Below are 13,506 nucleotides of genomic sequence, written 5' to 3'. Positions count from 1 at the left end.
GGATCGGTTTACGGAGACGAAAGCCCGGGTCGGATAGACAGGGGCCATGCGTGTACTGGTGGTGGAGGACGAGGCGTTTCTCGCCGAGATGATCGCCGAGGGGCTGCGCCGCGACGCGCTCGCCGTGGACGTCGCGGCCGACGGCCTGGAGGCCCTGCGGAAGCTTCAGTTCGGGGAGTACGACGTCATGGTCCTCGACCGCGACCTGCCCGGGATCCACGGCGACGACGTCTGCCGCCGCGTGGTCGACCAGCGCCTGATGACCCGGGTCCTGATGCTGACGGCCGCCGGAACGGTACGGGACCGGGTCGAGGGGCTCGGCCTCGGCGCCGACGACTACCTGGCCAAGCCCTTCGCGTACGACGAGCTGCTCGCCCGCGTCCTCGCCCTGGGCCGGCGCGCCCGGCCCGCGCTCCCGCCGGTCCTGGAACGGGCCGGGATCGTCCTCGACACCGCCCGCCGCCAGGCCAGCCGCGACGGCCGGCACCTGCACCTGTCGCGGAAGGAGTTCGCGGTCCTGGAGGCGCTGTTGCGCGCCGAGGGCGCCGTGGTGAGCGGTGAGGACCTGATCGAGCAGGTGTGGGAGGAGCACACCAGCTACCGCACGAACGCGGTACGGGTGACCCTGAGCAAGCTCCGCGCGAAGCTCGGTGAGCCACCGGTGGTGGAGACCGTGCCGGGCGCGGGCTACCGGATCGTCGCGTCATGAGGGCGCGCGTGATGCTGTCGCTGAGGGCCGCCATGGCCGGCGAACGCGCCCGCCTCACGGCGCTCTACGGCGGGCTGCTCCTGCTGGCGGGCGCGCTGCTCACCGGGGTCGTGTACTTCCTGGTGAAGGAGGGCCTGTACTCGTCGATCAGCGTGGCCATGACGACCGCTGTGCCCGCGCAGCGCCTCCAGGACCTGCCGGCCGTCGCCGCCACGCCCAGCCCGGCCTGGCGGGAGGCCACGCCCACGGTCCCGACGCAGGGCCTGGCGATCACCCGGACGCTGAGCGACGCGGCCGAGAGCGCCGCCCTCGAACGCCTCCTCACGGTCTCGCTGCTCGTCCTCGCCGCGTACGCCGTCCTCTCCGTCGCCCTCGCCTGGTGGATGGCGGGCCGGGTGCTGCGCCCGGTCGCCGTGATCACGGACACGGCCCGGCGCCTCTCCGGGGAGAACCTGCACGAGAGGATCGCCCTGGACGGGCCGCCGGGGGAGCTGAAGCGCCTCGCGGACACCTTCGACGAGATGCTCGGGCGGATGGAGCGGCTGGTCTCGGCCCAGCAGCGGTTCGCGGCGAACGCGGCGCACGAGCTGCGGACCCCGGTCGCCGTGCAGCGGGCGGCCGCCGAGATCGGCCTCGCGGGGGAGCCGGGTCCCGAGCGGGTGGCCCGGATCCGGGAGAAGCTCATCGAGGTCGCCGACGCCAGCGAACGGACCATCGAGGGCCTGCTGCTGCTCGCCTCCTGCGACCAGGGGCTCCAGGAGCGGCGCCCAGTCGCGCTGCACGAGGTCGCCACGCGGGCGGCCGAGTCCCTCGCGGCCGAGGCGGCCGAGCGCGGGCTCGACGTCGTGGTGGACGCCCGGCCCCTGACGGTGAGCGGCGACGCGGTGCTCCTGGACCGGCTCGCCCACAACCTGGTGGCGAACGCGGTCCGGCACAACGTCCCGGGCGGCCGCGTCGAGGTCCGTACGGGCCCCGAGGGCATCGAGGTCACGAACACCGGCCCGGTCGTCCCGCCCGAGACCGTCCCCCTGCTCTTCGAACCCTTCCGGCGCATCTCCGCCCGCACCCAGGCCCCCGGCGAGGGCGTGGGCCTCGGCCTCTCGATCGTCGACTCCATCGCCCGCGCCCACGGCGCGACCCCGACCGCGACCGCCAACCGGGAGGGCGGCGGGCTCACGGTCGGGGTCCGTTTCAGCCAGTGAGAGCGGTCAGCGCCTCGGTACGCGGGCGCCGGTCAGTGCCGGAAGAAGATCCGGTCGCGGTACTCGGTCATCACGCGGCCGTTCCACTCGTGGCCGCCGTCGACGTTGCCCGAGCGCAGGAGCGGCGGCTCGATGCCCAGGCGGACCATCTCCTCGGCCGCGGCGGCCATGGTGGCCTGCATCAGGGCGCTGGTGACGACCGTCGAGGCCGGGGCGAACGGGGCCTCGATGGCCTCGTGGGTCAGTTCGGCGTCGCCGACCGCGATCCGCGAGTCGAGGACGATGTCGCAGTGGTCCTTCAGGTACGTCCCCGAGACGTGCCGGGACTTCGTCTCCGTCGCGTACGCCACCGAGGTGACGCCGATCACCGTCAGGCCCAGGGCGCGGGCGTTCATCGCCATCTCGACCGGCAGGGCGTTGCGGCCCGAGAGGGAGATGATGATCAGGACGTCGCCCGCCTTGGCGGGCGAGGAGTCGAGCACCGCGCCCGCGAGGCCGTCCACCCGCTCCAGGGCGGAGCCGAGCGTCGCCGGCATGACGTCGACGCCGACGACACCGGGGACGGCCAGCAGGTTCATCAGGGCCAGGCCGCCCGCCCGGTAGACGACGTCCTGGGCGGCCAGCGAGGAGTGGCCCGCGCCGAAGGCGAAGAGCCGGCCGCCGGCGGCGACGGCCTCGGCGATCGCGGTCCCGGCGGCGGCGATCTCCTCGGAGTCCTGGTCGCGGACCTGCTGGAGCAGGCCGATCGCGGCATCGAAGAACTGCCCTGCCAGCTTGGACTCGCGCGCACTGTCGCCCATTGCCGAAGCTCCTTGTCGTCGTGTCGCGGATCACCGTGCGGTCTGGACCATTGCTCTGTCAATACCGTCTTTGCCCGGCGTTTCCCCCGCGCGGCACGGTTGTCGGTGTGATGCGTCAGAATTGGTGCAGGGCCAGCGCACGACTCATCGAGGGGCACGTATGTCCGGACTGATCGACACCACGGAGATGTATCTCCGCACCATCCTCGAGCTCGAAGAGGAAGGCGTGGTCCCCATGCGCGCCCGCATCGCCGAGCGGCTGGACCAGAGCGGCCCCACGGTGAGCCAGACCGTGGCCCGCATGGAGCGGGACGGTCTGGTCGCGGTCGCCAGCGACCGGCACCTGGAGCTGACCGACGAGGGCCGCCGCCTCGCGACGCGCGTGATGCGCAAGCACCGCCTGGCCGAGTGTCTCCTCGTCGACGTGATCGGCCTGGAGTGGGAGCAGGTCCACGCGGAGGCCTGTCGCTGGGAGCACGTGATGAGCGAGGCCGTCGAGCGGCGCGTTCTGGAGCTGCTCCGGCACCCGACGGAGTCGCCGTACGGCAACCCGATCCCGGGCCTGGAGGAGCTGGGCGAGAAGGCCGAGGCGGAGTCCTTCCTGGACGACTCCATGGTCTCGCTCGCCGACCTGGACGCGGGCGCGGACGGCAAGACGGTGATCGTGCGCCGGATCGGCGAGCCGATCCAGACGGACGCCCAGCTGATGTACACGCTGCGTCGGGCGGGCGTGCAGCCCGGTTCCGTGGTGAGCGTGACGGAGTCGGCGGGCGGCGTCCTGGTCGGCAGCAGCGGCGAGGCGGCGGAGCTGGACGCGGAGGTCGCGGCACACGTCTTCGTGGCGAAGCGCTAGGACCACCCCGCGAGGGACACCACGCCACTCCTCGGGTCCCTTTACGGTCCCGTACGCCGCCCCCACAAGCGGCCCGGCCCGTTTTACGGCGGAATCGCCACGCCCGCGCCCCTCGGCGTGCCACGCTGGGGTCGGTTCGTAGAGCCGGATCGTGGGCCGGGGAGGGGTGGGTGCGATGGAGTCGTCGGGGGCGGTGCCTCAGCAGACAAGGAGCCCCGGCGCCCATGGGCGCCGGGGCCTGTCCTCCCCTGTGCTGACCCGGAGCCCCGAGCTCCCAGGGTCATTCCCCTCGGACCGTTTTCCCCGAGCGGTCCGCCTCCCGCTGAAGATCTCCCCTCGGCGGCGCGCGTCAATCCTTGAGCGCGGTCACTCGAACGAGGGGTGTTACGTGGCAGAACCCCATTTTCGAATATGGGTTCGATAGTCTGGCGGGGCTCGACACGCTCGATGGGAAAGAGGGGGTGCCAGGGAACATGGTGCGACGTCTCGACGTCACCGGGGCCGACGGCGTACGCCTGGCTGCCTGGGAGTTCACGGAAGAGCAGACAGCACCGGCCGGGGCCACCGGTTCCGGGGTGTTACTGCTGCACGGCCTGATGGGGAACGCCTCGCACTGGGCCCCCACGGCCCGCTGGCTGGCCGAGGGGCATCGGGTCGTCGCCCTCGACCAGCGCGGTCACGGCAGCAGCGAGAAGCCCGCCGCCGGACCCTTCACACGCGAGGCGTACGTCGCGGACGCGGCCGCCGCCGTCGAGCAGCTGGGCCTCGGCCCCGTCACCCTCGTCGGGCACTCCATGGGCGCCCTCACCGCCTGGCAGCTCGCGGCCGAGCACCCCGACCTGGTCCGCGCCCTGGTCATCTGCGACATGCGGGCCTCGGCCCTCGGGGCCGCCTCGCAGCGCGAATGGACGGACTGGTTCCGCCGCTGGCCGGCGCCCTTCGCCTCGCTCGACGCGGTCCGGCAGTGGTTCGGCGAGGACGACCCCTGGGTCGAGCGGCCGAACCCGGCGCGCGGCGACTTCTTCGCCGAGGTGATGACCGAGCGCCCCGACGGCTGGTGGCCGGTCTTCGACCCGGCCCAGATGCTGACCTCCCGCGAGACCTGGGTCCACGACGCCCACTGGGACTCGCTCGCCCAGGTCCGCTGCCCCACGCTCGTGGTCCGCGGCCTGGACGGCGAGCTGGGCCGCGCCGAGGCCCAGGAGATGGTCCGCGTCCTCCCGCGCGGGGCGTACGCGGAGATCCCGGACGCCGGCCACCTCCTGCACTACGACCACCCGGACGCCTGGCGCACGGCGATCGAGCCGTTCCTGGAAGGCGTCCTCACCTCCTGACGCGCCGTCTCATGCCGTGGGGCGCACGGCGGGTGCGGCCACGCGCGGCGGCACGGGCCGGTCGTAGACGTTGTTCGGTGTCACGACCTGCGTGATCGCGCGGGCGACCAGCGAGCTCGGCTCCTGGCCCTGGCTCGTGATGTCGGTGTTGAGCATCAGCACCAGGGTGGCCTTCTGCGAGGGCAGGTAGACGGTCACGGTCTCGTACCCCGGGATGGAGCCGTTGTGCCCGATCCAGCCACCGCTGTTGAAGATGCCGAGGCCGTAGCTGGTGCCCGGGAAACCGGTCGGCAGGAACTTCAGACGCTGCGCCTGGGTCTCCGGGCTGAGCAGCTCACCCGTGGCGACGATCTTCGCCCAGCGCCGCAGATCCTCAAGGTTCGAGATCATCGCCCCGGCCGCCCACGCCCAACTGGGGTTCCAGTCCGTGGAGTCGGTGACCTCGCCGCTCAGCGTCTGGTTGGTGTAGCCGCGCGGGTGCGGCTCGGGGAACTCGGCGCCCTCCGGCAGCAGCGTGTGGCGCAGCTTCGCCGGGCGGAGCACCCGCTTCTCCAGGAAGTCGACGAGCCGGTGCCCGCTGACCTTCTCGATCACCAGGCCGAGCAGGACCAGGTTGCTGTTGGAGTACTGGAACTGCGCCCCGGGGGCGAAGGTGTTCTTGTGCGTGTAGCCGTACGAGAGCACCTCGTACGGGGAGAAGTACCGGCTCGGGTCGGACAGCAGGTCATGCTGGAAGTCCTCGTCGTCGGTGTACGGGAAGAGGCCGCTGCGCATCTCGGCGAGGTGGCGCAGGGTGATCTTCCAGCCGTTCGGGACGCCGGCGATGTACTTGGCGATCGGGTCGTCGAGCTTGATCCTGCCGTCGTCGACGAGCTTCAGGAGCGCGGTGACCGTGAACGTCTTGGTCTCGCTGCCGATCCGCAGGAAGACGTCGGTGGACATCGGCTCGCCGGTGACCTTGTCGGCGACGCCGCTCGCGCGGACGTAGCGCCCCTTGCCGGGCATCCAGAGCCCGGCGACGAGACCGGGGATCCCGGCCTGCGTACGGACGTCCTCGATGACCTTGTCCAGGCGGGCGGTCAGCTCGGGCGAGAAGCCGTCGCCGCCGCGGTCGGCGGGGACGGAGGCGGGGAGCGCGGCACCGGTGGCGGCGGTCGCCGGAACGGTGGCCAGCGGGGCGAGGAGGGAGGCGACGAGCACGGCGGCGGCGGCGAAGAGCCGGCGGGTGGGGGTACGGCGCATGGCGAGGCGTCTCTTCCAGTTCAGGATGCGGAACTCACGATCCGGACGGCCAACGTGACCCCCGCGCCCTCGCGCGCCCCCGTTCCTCGGCCCGTCGCCCCGGTGAGTCCACTCGCCCGGCGGAGTGGATTTCGTACAGCCACCCGCCGTTGGTGTCGCGTTCCGGTGCGGAACGGCGTCCGGAAAGTATGATCAGGCGATGTCTGACACGACCGAAATCACGCCTGGTTGGCTGGCCACGGACGAGCTGGAGAGTGCTCGCGCGCGGATGCCGATCCTGTACGTCGAGGCTGTTCCCGTGCGCGTGGACGACAGCGGCGAGGTGACCAGCATCGGACTGCTGCTGCGCATCGGCGCCGACGGAACGATCAGCCGCAGCCTGGTGTCCGGCCGCGTGATGCACCACGAGCGGGTCCGCGACGCGCTGCTCCGGCACCTGGAGAAGGACCTCGGCCCCGTGGCCCTCCCCCGAGTCCCGTCCTCCCTGCAGCCGTTCACGATCGCCGAGTACTTCCCCACGGCGGGCGTCACCCCGTACCACGACCCGCGCCAGCACGCCGTGGCCCTCGCGTACGTCGTCCCGGTGACGGGCGACTGCCGTCCCCGCCAGGACGCCCTCGACCTCGTCTGGTTCTCCCCCCAGGAGGCCGCGTCCCCGGCCGTCCAGAACGAGATGCCGGGCGGCCGAGGCCTCCTGCTCAAGCAGGCCTTGGCGTACGTCGGCCACACGTACTGAGCGAAGCGGGGCGGGGGGCGGACCGCCGTCGGGATGCTCGATCGAGCCGAACGGATCCCCGCGTCACTGGAGTTCGCACTTGGTCTTGGACCAGTTCAACGTGCACCCCTCCTGGTCCTTCAGGACCACCAGGGAGAGGCAGCCGTAGATCAGGCTGAGCAGCTGGGCGACGGCCAGGAGCCAGGAGATGACCTGGATGAAGGAGGTCGGGCCCTTCTTGTCGGGGCGCCAGACCGGCAAGGCCCCCAGCAGCCCGACGGCACTCGCGGCCGTCCCGGCGAAGGCCGTCCAGCGGGCGCCGCTCCAGTCCCCGACATCGATGAATCCGCCGACTTCCCCCGCGAACCAGAGCGCCACGACCAGCAGGAGAGCGCAGAGGGCCAGCCGGACGCCGTGGACGACGAGCTTGAGACGCGGCAACGGCTGCGCAGGCTGCCTGTCGGCCACTGCGCCGCCCGGACGGCGGGAGGTCCTGGTGGAACCGGGAGCTCCCGTGCCGGGGGCGATCAGGGTCGGACGCAGTCCCTGACCCGGACCCAGACCCAAGGTCGGACGCGGGGGCGGGGGCGGCGGTGCGGGTGCCGTCACCGCGGCCCGCAGTGCCCCGCGCAGCGCCCGCGCGTCGGGGTACCGATCATCGGGCTTCTTGGCGAGTGCGCGAGCGAGGACCATCTCAAGGCCTGGCTGCCCGGTGATCCCGCGCGATGCCAGCGTCGGTGGCGGCGCGTACAGCTGCTGTTGGGCGATCGCGTGCGCGTCGTGGCCGTCGAAGGGCTTGCTGCCCGTCAGCATCTCGAAGAGCAGGACGCCGACCGCGTACAGGTCGCACCGACCGTCGAGGTCCGGTTCGCCCCGAACCTGCTCCGGGGCCATGTAGTGCGCGGTCCCTATCGCGAAGTAGGGGCTTGTCAGAGCGGTCTGGTTGCGGGTGAGGGCCCGGACGATCCCGAAGTCCGCCACCTTCGCGATGCCACCCGGGGCCAGCAGGACGTTCGCCGGCTTGATGTCGCGGTGGACGAGCCCGCGGTCGTGGCTGGCCTCGAGCGCGGAAAGGATCTGGTCCGCCAGGGGCACCGCCTCTGACGCGGGCAGCATGCCCTGTTCGCGCAGCTTGGCCGACAAGGAAGGCCCGTCCACCAGCTCCATGACGAAGTAGGGCATCGGCGGCCCCTCTGCCTGTTCCTCTTCTCCGGTGTCGTGCACGGTCACCACGTGGATGTGTCCGAGCCTCGCCATCGCTTGTGACTCGCGCTGGAACCGGCGTACGGAGTCCGGTTCCAGGGCGATCCTCGGCCGCATGGTCTTGATCGCGACCTGCCGGTTGAGCCTGACGTCGTGGGCCCGGTAGACATGCGCCATCCCGCCGCTGTCCAGCAGCGCGTCGATGCGGTACCGGCCCCCGGCCAGGGTCGTACCCGGAGCGAGTGTGTCCCCCATGGGACAGATCGTACGATCAACTCGGCTGCGAACCGAGGAGAGTTGACGATTGTCGCGACGCGGGCGGGCGCGTCACGTCACCGAGCGTCGGCCCGCCGCAGGCTCGCTGCCAGGCACTCCGTCAGCCGGGTCCCGATCGAGCCGTCCGGGTCGAGGCGGGGGTTGAAGATGGTGACGTCGAACCCCACGGCCCGGTCGTCGGCCAGCGCCATACCCAGGACGTCCTCCAGCTCGGCCCAGCTCAGCCCGCCCGGCTGGCGGTAGTCCACGGCCGGCATGATCGCGTCGTCGAGGACGTCCACGTCGAGGTGGACCCAATACCCGTCCACCGCACCCCCGGTGAGCCGCTCGACCGCGCCCCGCGCGGCATCGGCGGCGCCGGCCGCGCGGACGTCGTCCAGGTCCAGGGCGTACAGCCCCGCCGGCAGCGGCTGCATCCCGTCGGCGGCGGACGCGTCGGCGTCGCGGAACCCGAAGGCGACGACGTCCTCGTCCCGGACGAGCGGCCGGCGCCCCTCCAGGTCGGTCAGTACGCGGGGCCCGCGGCCGGTCGCGAGGGCCAGCTCCATCGACGCGGCCTCACCGGCCGGCTCGGCCTCGGGCTGGTAGAAGTCGGTGTGCCCGTCCAGGAACAGCAGCCCGTACCGCCCCCTCCGCCGCAGGGCCAGCAGGTTGCCCAGCAGGATGCTGCAGTCCCCACCCAGGACGACCGGAAGCCGCCCCGAATCCAGAACCTGGCCGACGGCATCGGCCAGCAGCCCGGAGTACCGGGCGATCCCGCCCGGATTGAGCACCCCGGTCGCGGCATCCGGCACCGGGTCGTACGGCGGTGCCTCGACCCGACCGGCCCGCGGCAACTCACCAAGCAGCACCCCGGGAAGGTCCTGAACCCCGGACGGCCGCAGCCCGAGTACGGACGGTGCCTCGATGACGACCGGCTCACGCCGTCTGACCAGTGGCATACCTCCATGGTGTCCCCGCGCGCCGACTCGGGCATCGCCACGAAATCGCCCTGCTCAGGGCGGCGCGGCAGCAGTAGCCTCCCCGCATGCGAACCATCGAGACGCTGATACCGCAGGCCGGACACGCCGACACGGCAGGCCTCCTCGAGGTCGACGCCCCGACGCTCGCCCGGTACGTGGCCGACCCCAGCCACCCGTGGTGGCGCCGGAGCCCCTGCGTGATCGCACTGACCGGCCGGGTCCCGGAGCAGTACGCCCCCGAGCTGACCGCCCGCATCCGAGACCCGCACGACGAGCTGCGCCGGGAACTCCTCGACCTGCTCGCGGACCGGGAGGAACTGCTGCCCTGGCTGCGGCACGAGGACCGCCGGAGCGACACCTCGTACGGCATGACCGAGGCGTTCCTCAAGGCGCGCGGCCTGCTCGGCGACCGCTCGGCCGCGCACGACCTGGCGACCCTCGCCGCGTCGCCGTCCCAGGGCACCCGCGCCGCCGCCGAAGCCGGTCTGGACGGGCTGGTCGACCGGCACGGTACGGCCACGATCCTCGCGGACCTGGGCACGGACCGGCCCGAGGACCGCCTCTTCCACCTCCGGATGCGCTACCGCGCCGACGAGGACGTGACCGACGCCCTCGCGGACCCGGACCGGCGGGTCGCCCACCGCGCCCAGTGGTGCGCGGACGACCCGGACCGCCTGCGCGCCTACATCGGCGAGGCGCCGACGACCGAGGCGAAGCTGTGGGCGACGTACGCGCTCCACGGCCTCACCGAGGACACGGCCGAGACCAGGGCGGTGTACGAGAACCTGGGCCGCCCCCGCGTCGAGGTCGAGGACCTGGACGAGGAGCTCCGCGCCGCGATCGTCCACGAGTACGCCCCCGGCTGCGAGACCACGAGCGACCCGCGGTGGCGGATCGAGGTCCTGTGCACCGACCCGCCCGCCCGCCCCGACGTCGACGACCAGCTCCGCCGCGCGACGGCCGCGCTCACGACGGCGGGCCTCGCGCCGAAACCCCCGGTCTCCTGCGGAGAGGACAACCAGCAGGGGGACGGGACGTACCACGTCATCGAGGCCGCCGGCAGGCGCTTCCTGATCAGCACGCTGGGCCCCTTCGCCACGGACGAGGAGGAGGGCTACGAGGAGGACTCCGCCGCCTACGCCACCGCCCGCCACGCACTCGAAGGGGCGGGCTTCCGCTGGATCGACGCGGAGACCGGCACGATCCGCGTCACGGACCTCTGCGTCTACTACTTCGGCGGCCGCGGGCCCCTGACGGTCGGGGCGCTGCTCTTCTACTGGCAGGACTAGGCCTGTTGCGACCGGGCGTGCGATGCCACCTTGCCGTGCGGCAGTTGCGCAACCCTCTTGGCCGTAGCGGAGTCTGAAGGGGAAATACGGGTCGGAGAAAGAAGGATGCCGTGGAAGAGGTGCTGGTGACGGCAGTGAAGTGGACTGCACGCGGTGTGGGACTCGCCCTCGACTACATCAACCTGCGAGATGCCATCAAGCAGTTCCGACGCGACGTTCGAAAGAACTTCCGGTAGGAGCGGTCGGCGCGAAAGCCCTGGTCGGAGTCGTTCGTTGAGGCCGGTTGGGGCGGCAACGGCGGGAACGGGGACCCCTGACCGCGTGCGCGTCGGCGAGGTGTTCAGCACGAACACCTCGCCGACACCCGCGGCTACGCGGGCTGGCAGTACCAGGCGCCCGCGCCGTCCCACACCCAGTCGCAGCTGATGTCCGCGTGACTGGTGCCGGCGAAGCCCAACGAGATCACCGCGGTCATGGCCAGAACCGCGAACGACTTGCGCAATGCGGACATGGTGCCCCCTCGAATCGAAGTGTCGGCCCAAGGTAGGGCCCAACTCGCGTCGAGAGCAGGCGAGTTACAGCCAGGTGCTGCCCGAAAGGAAGTGCGTCCAGGCGGCGGGGGAGAGCGTGAGGGCGGGGACGGTCGTGTCCTTGGAGTCCCGGACGTGGACGGTGTGGGGGCGGCTGTAGGGGGACTTGGTCCAGGCGACCTCGACACAGGCGCCGCCTTGGTCGCCGCTGTACGAGGACTTCGTCCAGCCGACCGCGACCTCGACGCAGTCGCCGCCCTGGTCGCCGCTGTAGCTGCTCTTGAACCAGTTGAGGTCGGTGCTCATAGCTCTCGTGCCACCTGTTCGATCAGTTGTGCCGAGTCCTCGGGAGTAAGGGCCTGCGCCCGCAGAGTGCTGTAGCGGGCGAAGACGTCTCCCACATCCGGCTGCTCGCTGAGAAAGTACCTGCCGCCCTGCCCTTCGACATAGACGAGTTGTCTGCGACGCTCCTCTGTCTCCAGGAGCGTGAAGGACCCGTTGAGTCCGGCATGGGTCCGTCGGTTCTCCGGCATTACCTGGATCGTCACGTTCCGCAGATCGGCGCACTGGCGGATGTGCAGCAGGTTGCTGCGGAGGACTTCCGGCCCGCCGAGTGGTTTGGTGAGCGCGGACCTCTCCAGGACGAAGGTCACCAGCGGTGCGGGTTTGCGGTAGAAGAGCTCCTGCCGTGCGAGGCGAGCCGAGATGCCCGCCTCGATCTCCTCGTCCTCCAGCGCCGGTACGGCGCTCTCGAAGACCGCCCGTGCGTAGTCCTTGGTCTGGAGAAGGCCCGGGACGAGGTGGGTCTCGTACTTGTGAATGCCCGCTGCCTTGGCCTCTTCTCCCAAGTAGTCCTCGAACCAGGCAGCCACCCCGCTCTCGGTCATCTCCTCCGCGACCTCGATCAGTGCACCTTGTGCACCGAGCAGGCTGTCGGCGATCACGACGAAGTCGCCCCTCGCCCGGCGCTCCCCGCGCTCGATCATGGCCACCTGGGACTTGGAGTATCCGGTCGCCTTGCCCAGCGCCTCCTGCGAGACCTTCGCGCGCTCCCGATGGAAGCGCAACAGCCTCCCGAAGGCCTTCGCGGCCCCAGGGCTCCCCTTGTTTCCTTTGTTCACGCCTGACCTCCCCGAACGCACAGCCCGGCACAAAGCGCCTGTGGCCCTGGTCACAGTAGAGCGACGCCGGAAAGCTGGTGTCATGAATTCGCGCAAGTCACTTGACAGGGTGCCCCCTTGGGTTCCCGCCACCGGTCACGCCCTTCGGCACGCGGGCGTGCACTTCGATGCCGTTCGGATCGGCGGGTTCCTCGGGGAGGACGTCGCGTACCGGCTCATGGAGTTCACCGACTTCCGTGCCGGGCCGATCGTGCGGGAGGCCACCGGTGAGCGGAACCTGTACTTTCTGCTGCCCCCGCAGACCGCCGTCGCCCACGCCTGGCCGGCCCCGGCGCGGGCGCTGAGTCGGAGTGGGCGGAGTGAGGCGTTCGTCGGGGTTCCGGCGCTCGACGGGGTGACCTGGCCGTTGGACTGGCGGTCCCGGCCGACCGAGGAGGACCCGTTCGTGGAGCCGGGGCTCCTGCATCTGATGGTCAGTCGCGCGGTGGAGTGACCGGGCGGGTCAACCGGCGGAAGCGCATGCCGTGGGCCGCGCGCAGCCGCCACAGTTCGACGCCTGCGACGGCGGTCGTGGCGACGGCGCCGCTGAGCGGGAGCAGGAAGGGCACGCCCGGGAACTCCGCCAGCGGGAACAGGAGGTCCTGGAGGGTGAGTTCCCAGGCGAGGGCCACTGTGATCAGGGCCGGAAACGCCGGGTGGATCTCGATCGTGCGGAACATGTGCCGCGAGATCGCGGGAACGGCGAAGTAGAGGAACCCGACGCGGCGCAGTCCCACGTACAGACAGACGAGAATCGCGAGACCCGAGAGGATCGGCTGCTCCTCGAAGTCCTTGGTGCTCACCCAGAGGGCGCCCGTCACGCCTCCGACCGTCATCAGCAGATGCCCGAGGAAGGCGCCCGCCGCCGTGAGGGGGCCTCGCAGCCGTCCACCGAGCGCGCCCCCGGTCGGGGGCCGGAGGATCAGGAAGTACGCGGCGACCACCAGCGGTGCCGTCACGAGCAGCAGGAACGGCACGAGGAGGAGTCGTAGGCCGCTGTCCCGCGCCCAGGCCGCCAGGAGGTTTCCGTCGACGTCGTCACCAGTCATGATCACGGGCCACTTGATCGCGACGGCGATCGCGATGCCGCCCCAGAACCTGACCTGCTGGAGGACCGCGATCGGGGTGTCCCGCAGGACGGCCTCCTCGTGCGGTTCCATCCAGCGTCGGACCAGGAACCGGTCCCTGTGCTCGCCCGCCTCGCGCACGTCCCCCGACATGCGGGGGATTG

16 protein-coding genes are annotated in these 13,506 nt (G+C 71.4%); 8 read left to right on the top strand and 8 right to left on the bottom strand.

The window, feature by feature from the left end; genetic code table 11:
- Window positions 1-46 precede the first annotated feature (46 nt).
- The gene (locus tag ACWCO8_RS26480; RefSeq protein WP_384506903.1) at window positions 47-709 is read left to right on the top strand and encodes a response regulator transcription factor; all 663 of its coding nucleotides are present in this window, start codon (window positions 47-49) and stop codon (window positions 707-709) included.
- A 32-nt stretch (window positions 710-741) separates the two neighbouring features.
- The gene (locus ACWCO8_RS26475; RefSeq protein ID WP_451034569.1) at window positions 742-1,911 is read left to right on the top strand and encodes a sensor histidine kinase; all 1,170 of its coding nucleotides are present in this window, start codon (window positions 742-744) and stop codon (window positions 1,909-1,911) included.
- A gap of 32 nt (window positions 1,912-1,943) precedes the next feature.
- Here ACWCO8_RS26475 and ACWCO8_RS26470 read toward each other — a convergent pair whose 3' ends face one another.
- Complete coding sequence (locus tag ACWCO8_RS26470) at window positions 1,944-2,711, bottom strand: SIS domain-containing protein (RefSeq protein WP_362007210.1); 768 nt, start codon at window positions 2,709-2,711, stop codon at window positions 1,944-1,946.
- 160 nt (window positions 2,712-2,871) lie between these two features.
- Between ACWCO8_RS26470 and ACWCO8_RS26465 the strand changes: the two genes are divergently transcribed.
- A complete protein-coding gene (locus ACWCO8_RS26465) occupies window positions 2,872-3,564 on the top strand; it encodes a metal-dependent transcriptional regulator (protein WP_362007208.1) in 693 nt (230 codons plus the stop codon).
- Window positions 3,565-4,037: 473 nt separating this feature from the next.
- Window positions 4,038-4,898, top strand: coding sequence for an alpha/beta fold hydrolase (locus ACWCO8_RS26460; RefSeq protein WP_451034353.1), 861 nt, complete (start codon window positions 4,038-4,040; stop codon window positions 4,896-4,898).
- A gap of 9 nt (window positions 4,899-4,907) precedes the next feature.
- Here ACWCO8_RS26460 and ACWCO8_RS26455 read toward each other — a convergent pair whose 3' ends face one another.
- Window positions 4,908-6,140 (bottom strand): serine hydrolase domain-containing protein, encoded by a 1,233-nt coding sequence (locus tag ACWCO8_RS26455; protein ID WP_451034352.1) that lies wholly within the window; start codon window positions 6,138-6,140, stop codon window positions 4,908-4,910.
- Window positions 6,141-6,339: 199 nt separating this feature from the next.
- On the opposite strand from ACWCO8_RS26455, the gene ACWCO8_RS26450 reads away from it, so the two are divergent.
- Window positions 6,340-6,876, top strand: coding sequence for an NUDIX hydrolase family protein (locus ACWCO8_RS26450; RefSeq protein ID WP_451034351.1), 537 nt, complete (start codon window positions 6,340-6,342; stop codon window positions 6,874-6,876).
- A gap of 63 nt (window positions 6,877-6,939) precedes the next feature.
- Here ACWCO8_RS26450 and ACWCO8_RS26445 read toward each other — a convergent pair whose 3' ends face one another.
- Window positions 6,940-8,313, bottom strand: coding sequence for a protein kinase domain-containing protein (locus ACWCO8_RS26445; protein ID WP_451034350.1), 1,374 nt, complete (start codon window positions 8,311-8,313; stop codon window positions 6,940-6,942).
- Window positions 8,314-8,390: 77 nt separating this feature from the next.
- Window positions 8,391-9,275, bottom strand: a complete 885-nt coding sequence (locus tag ACWCO8_RS26440) for an arginase family protein (protein ID WP_451034349.1) — start codon at window positions 9,273-9,275, stop codon at window positions 8,391-8,393.
- A gap of 86 nt (window positions 9,276-9,361) precedes the next feature.
- Between ACWCO8_RS26440 and ACWCO8_RS26435 the strand changes: the two genes are divergently transcribed.
- A complete protein-coding gene (locus tag ACWCO8_RS26435; RefSeq protein WP_451034348.1) occupies window positions 9,362-10,585 on the top strand; it encodes a hypothetical protein in 1,224 nt (407 codons plus the stop codon).
- 110 nt (window positions 10,586-10,695) lie between these two features.
- Window positions 10,696-10,821, top strand: coding sequence for a hypothetical protein (locus tag ACWCO8_RS26430; protein WP_451034347.1), 126 nt, complete (start codon window positions 10,696-10,698; stop codon window positions 10,819-10,821).
- Window positions 10,822-10,955: 134 nt separating this feature from the next.
- Here ACWCO8_RS26430 and ACWCO8_RS26425 read toward each other — a convergent pair whose 3' ends face one another.
- The 3 genes from ACWCO8_RS26425 to ACWCO8_RS26415 all read right to left on the bottom strand — a co-directional run bounded on the left by ACWCO8_RS26425 (window position 10,956) and on the right by ACWCO8_RS26415 (window position 12,236).
- Window positions 10,956-11,096: a hypothetical protein gene (locus ACWCO8_RS26425; RefSeq protein ID WP_362007188.1), complete on the bottom strand. Its 141-nt coding sequence runs from the start codon at window positions 11,094-11,096 to the stop codon at window positions 10,956-10,958.
- A gap of 64 nt (window positions 11,097-11,160) precedes the next feature.
- Entirely contained in the window at window positions 11,161-11,421 is a 261-nt protein-coding gene (locus tag ACWCO8_RS26420; RefSeq protein WP_451034346.1) for a DUF397 domain-containing protein, read from the bottom strand.
- A complete protein-coding gene (locus ACWCO8_RS26415) occupies window positions 11,418-12,236 on the bottom strand; it encodes a helix-turn-helix domain-containing protein (protein WP_451034345.1) in 819 nt (272 codons plus the stop codon). Before ACWCO8_RS26415 ends, ACWCO8_RS26420 begins: the two co-directional genes overlap by 4 nt.
- Window positions 12,237-12,318: 82 nt before the next feature.
- Between ACWCO8_RS26415 and ACWCO8_RS26410 the strand changes: the two genes are divergently transcribed.
- Window positions 12,319-12,729 carry a hypothetical protein gene (locus ACWCO8_RS26410; RefSeq protein ID WP_451034344.1) on the top strand — a complete coding sequence of 137 codons (411 nt, stop codon included), beginning with the start codon at window positions 12,319-12,321 and terminating at the stop codon, window positions 12,727-12,729.
- Here the strand turns inward: ACWCO8_RS26410 and ACWCO8_RS26405 are convergent.
- Window positions 12,710-13,495, bottom strand: coding sequence for a hypothetical protein (locus ACWCO8_RS26405; protein WP_451034343.1), 786 nt, complete (start codon window positions 13,493-13,495; stop codon window positions 12,710-12,712). The genes ACWCO8_RS26410 and ACWCO8_RS26405 overlap by 20 nt on opposite strands.
- Window positions 13,496-13,506: the final 11 nt, after the last annotated feature.

The sequence above is a fragment of the Streptomyces sp. NPDC001927 genome (assembly GCF_053594455.1).
Note: the sequence above shows the minus strand (reverse complement) of the source record. Positions and strands in the feature narration are given on the sequence as shown.

Bases quoted from the DNA above. Each gene is read 5' to 3' on its own strand.
- ACWCO8_RS26480 (WP_384506903.1), top strand. From the start codon at position 47: ATGCGTGTACTGGTGGTGGAGGACGAGGCGTTTCTCGCCGAGATGATC.
- ACWCO8_RS26475 (WP_451034569.1), top strand. From the start codon at position 742: ATGGCCGGCGAACGCGCCCGCCTCACGGCGCTCTACGGCGGGCTGCTC.
- ACWCO8_RS26470 (WP_362007210.1), bottom strand. From the start codon at position 2,711: ATGGGCGACAGTGCGCGCGAGTCCAAGCTGGCAGGGCAGTTCTTCGAT.
- ACWCO8_RS26465 (WP_362007208.1), top strand. From the start codon at position 2,872: ATGTCCGGACTGATCGACACCACGGAGATGTATCTCCGCACCATCCTC.
- ACWCO8_RS26460 (WP_451034353.1), top strand. From the start codon at position 4,038: ATGGTGCGACGTCTCGACGTCACCGGGGCCGACGGCGTACGCCTGGCT.
- ACWCO8_RS26455 (WP_451034352.1), bottom strand. From the start codon at position 6,140: ATGCGCCGTACCCCCACCCGCCGGCTCTTCGCCGCCGCCGCCGTGCTC.
- ACWCO8_RS26450 (WP_451034351.1), top strand. From the start codon at position 6,340: ATGTCTGACACGACCGAAATCACGCCTGGTTGGCTGGCCACGGACGAG.
- ACWCO8_RS26445 (WP_451034350.1), bottom strand. From the start codon at position 8,313: ATGGGGGACACACTCGCTCCGGGTACGACCCTGGCCGGGGGCCGGTAC.
- ACWCO8_RS26440 (WP_451034349.1), bottom strand. From the start codon at position 9,275: ATGCCACTGGTCAGACGGCGTGAGCCGGTCGTCATCGAGGCACCGTCC.
- ACWCO8_RS26435 (WP_451034348.1), top strand. From the start codon at position 9,362: ATGCGAACCATCGAGACGCTGATACCGCAGGCCGGACACGCCGACACG.
- ACWCO8_RS26425 (WP_362007188.1), bottom strand. From the start codon at position 11,096: ATGTCCGCATTGCGCAAGTCGTTCGCGGTTCTGGCCATGACCGCGGTG.
- ACWCO8_RS26420 (WP_451034346.1), bottom strand. From the start codon at position 11,421: ATGAGCACCGACCTCAACTGGTTCAAGAGCAGCTACAGCGGCGACCAG.
- ACWCO8_RS26410 (WP_451034344.1), top strand. From the start codon at position 12,319: ATGAATTCGCGCAAGTCACTTGACAGGGTGCCCCCTTGGGTTCCCGCC.
- ACWCO8_RS26405 (WP_451034343.1), bottom strand. From the start codon at position 13,495: ATGTCGGGGGACGTGCGCGAGGCGGGCGAGCACAGGGACCGGTTCCTG.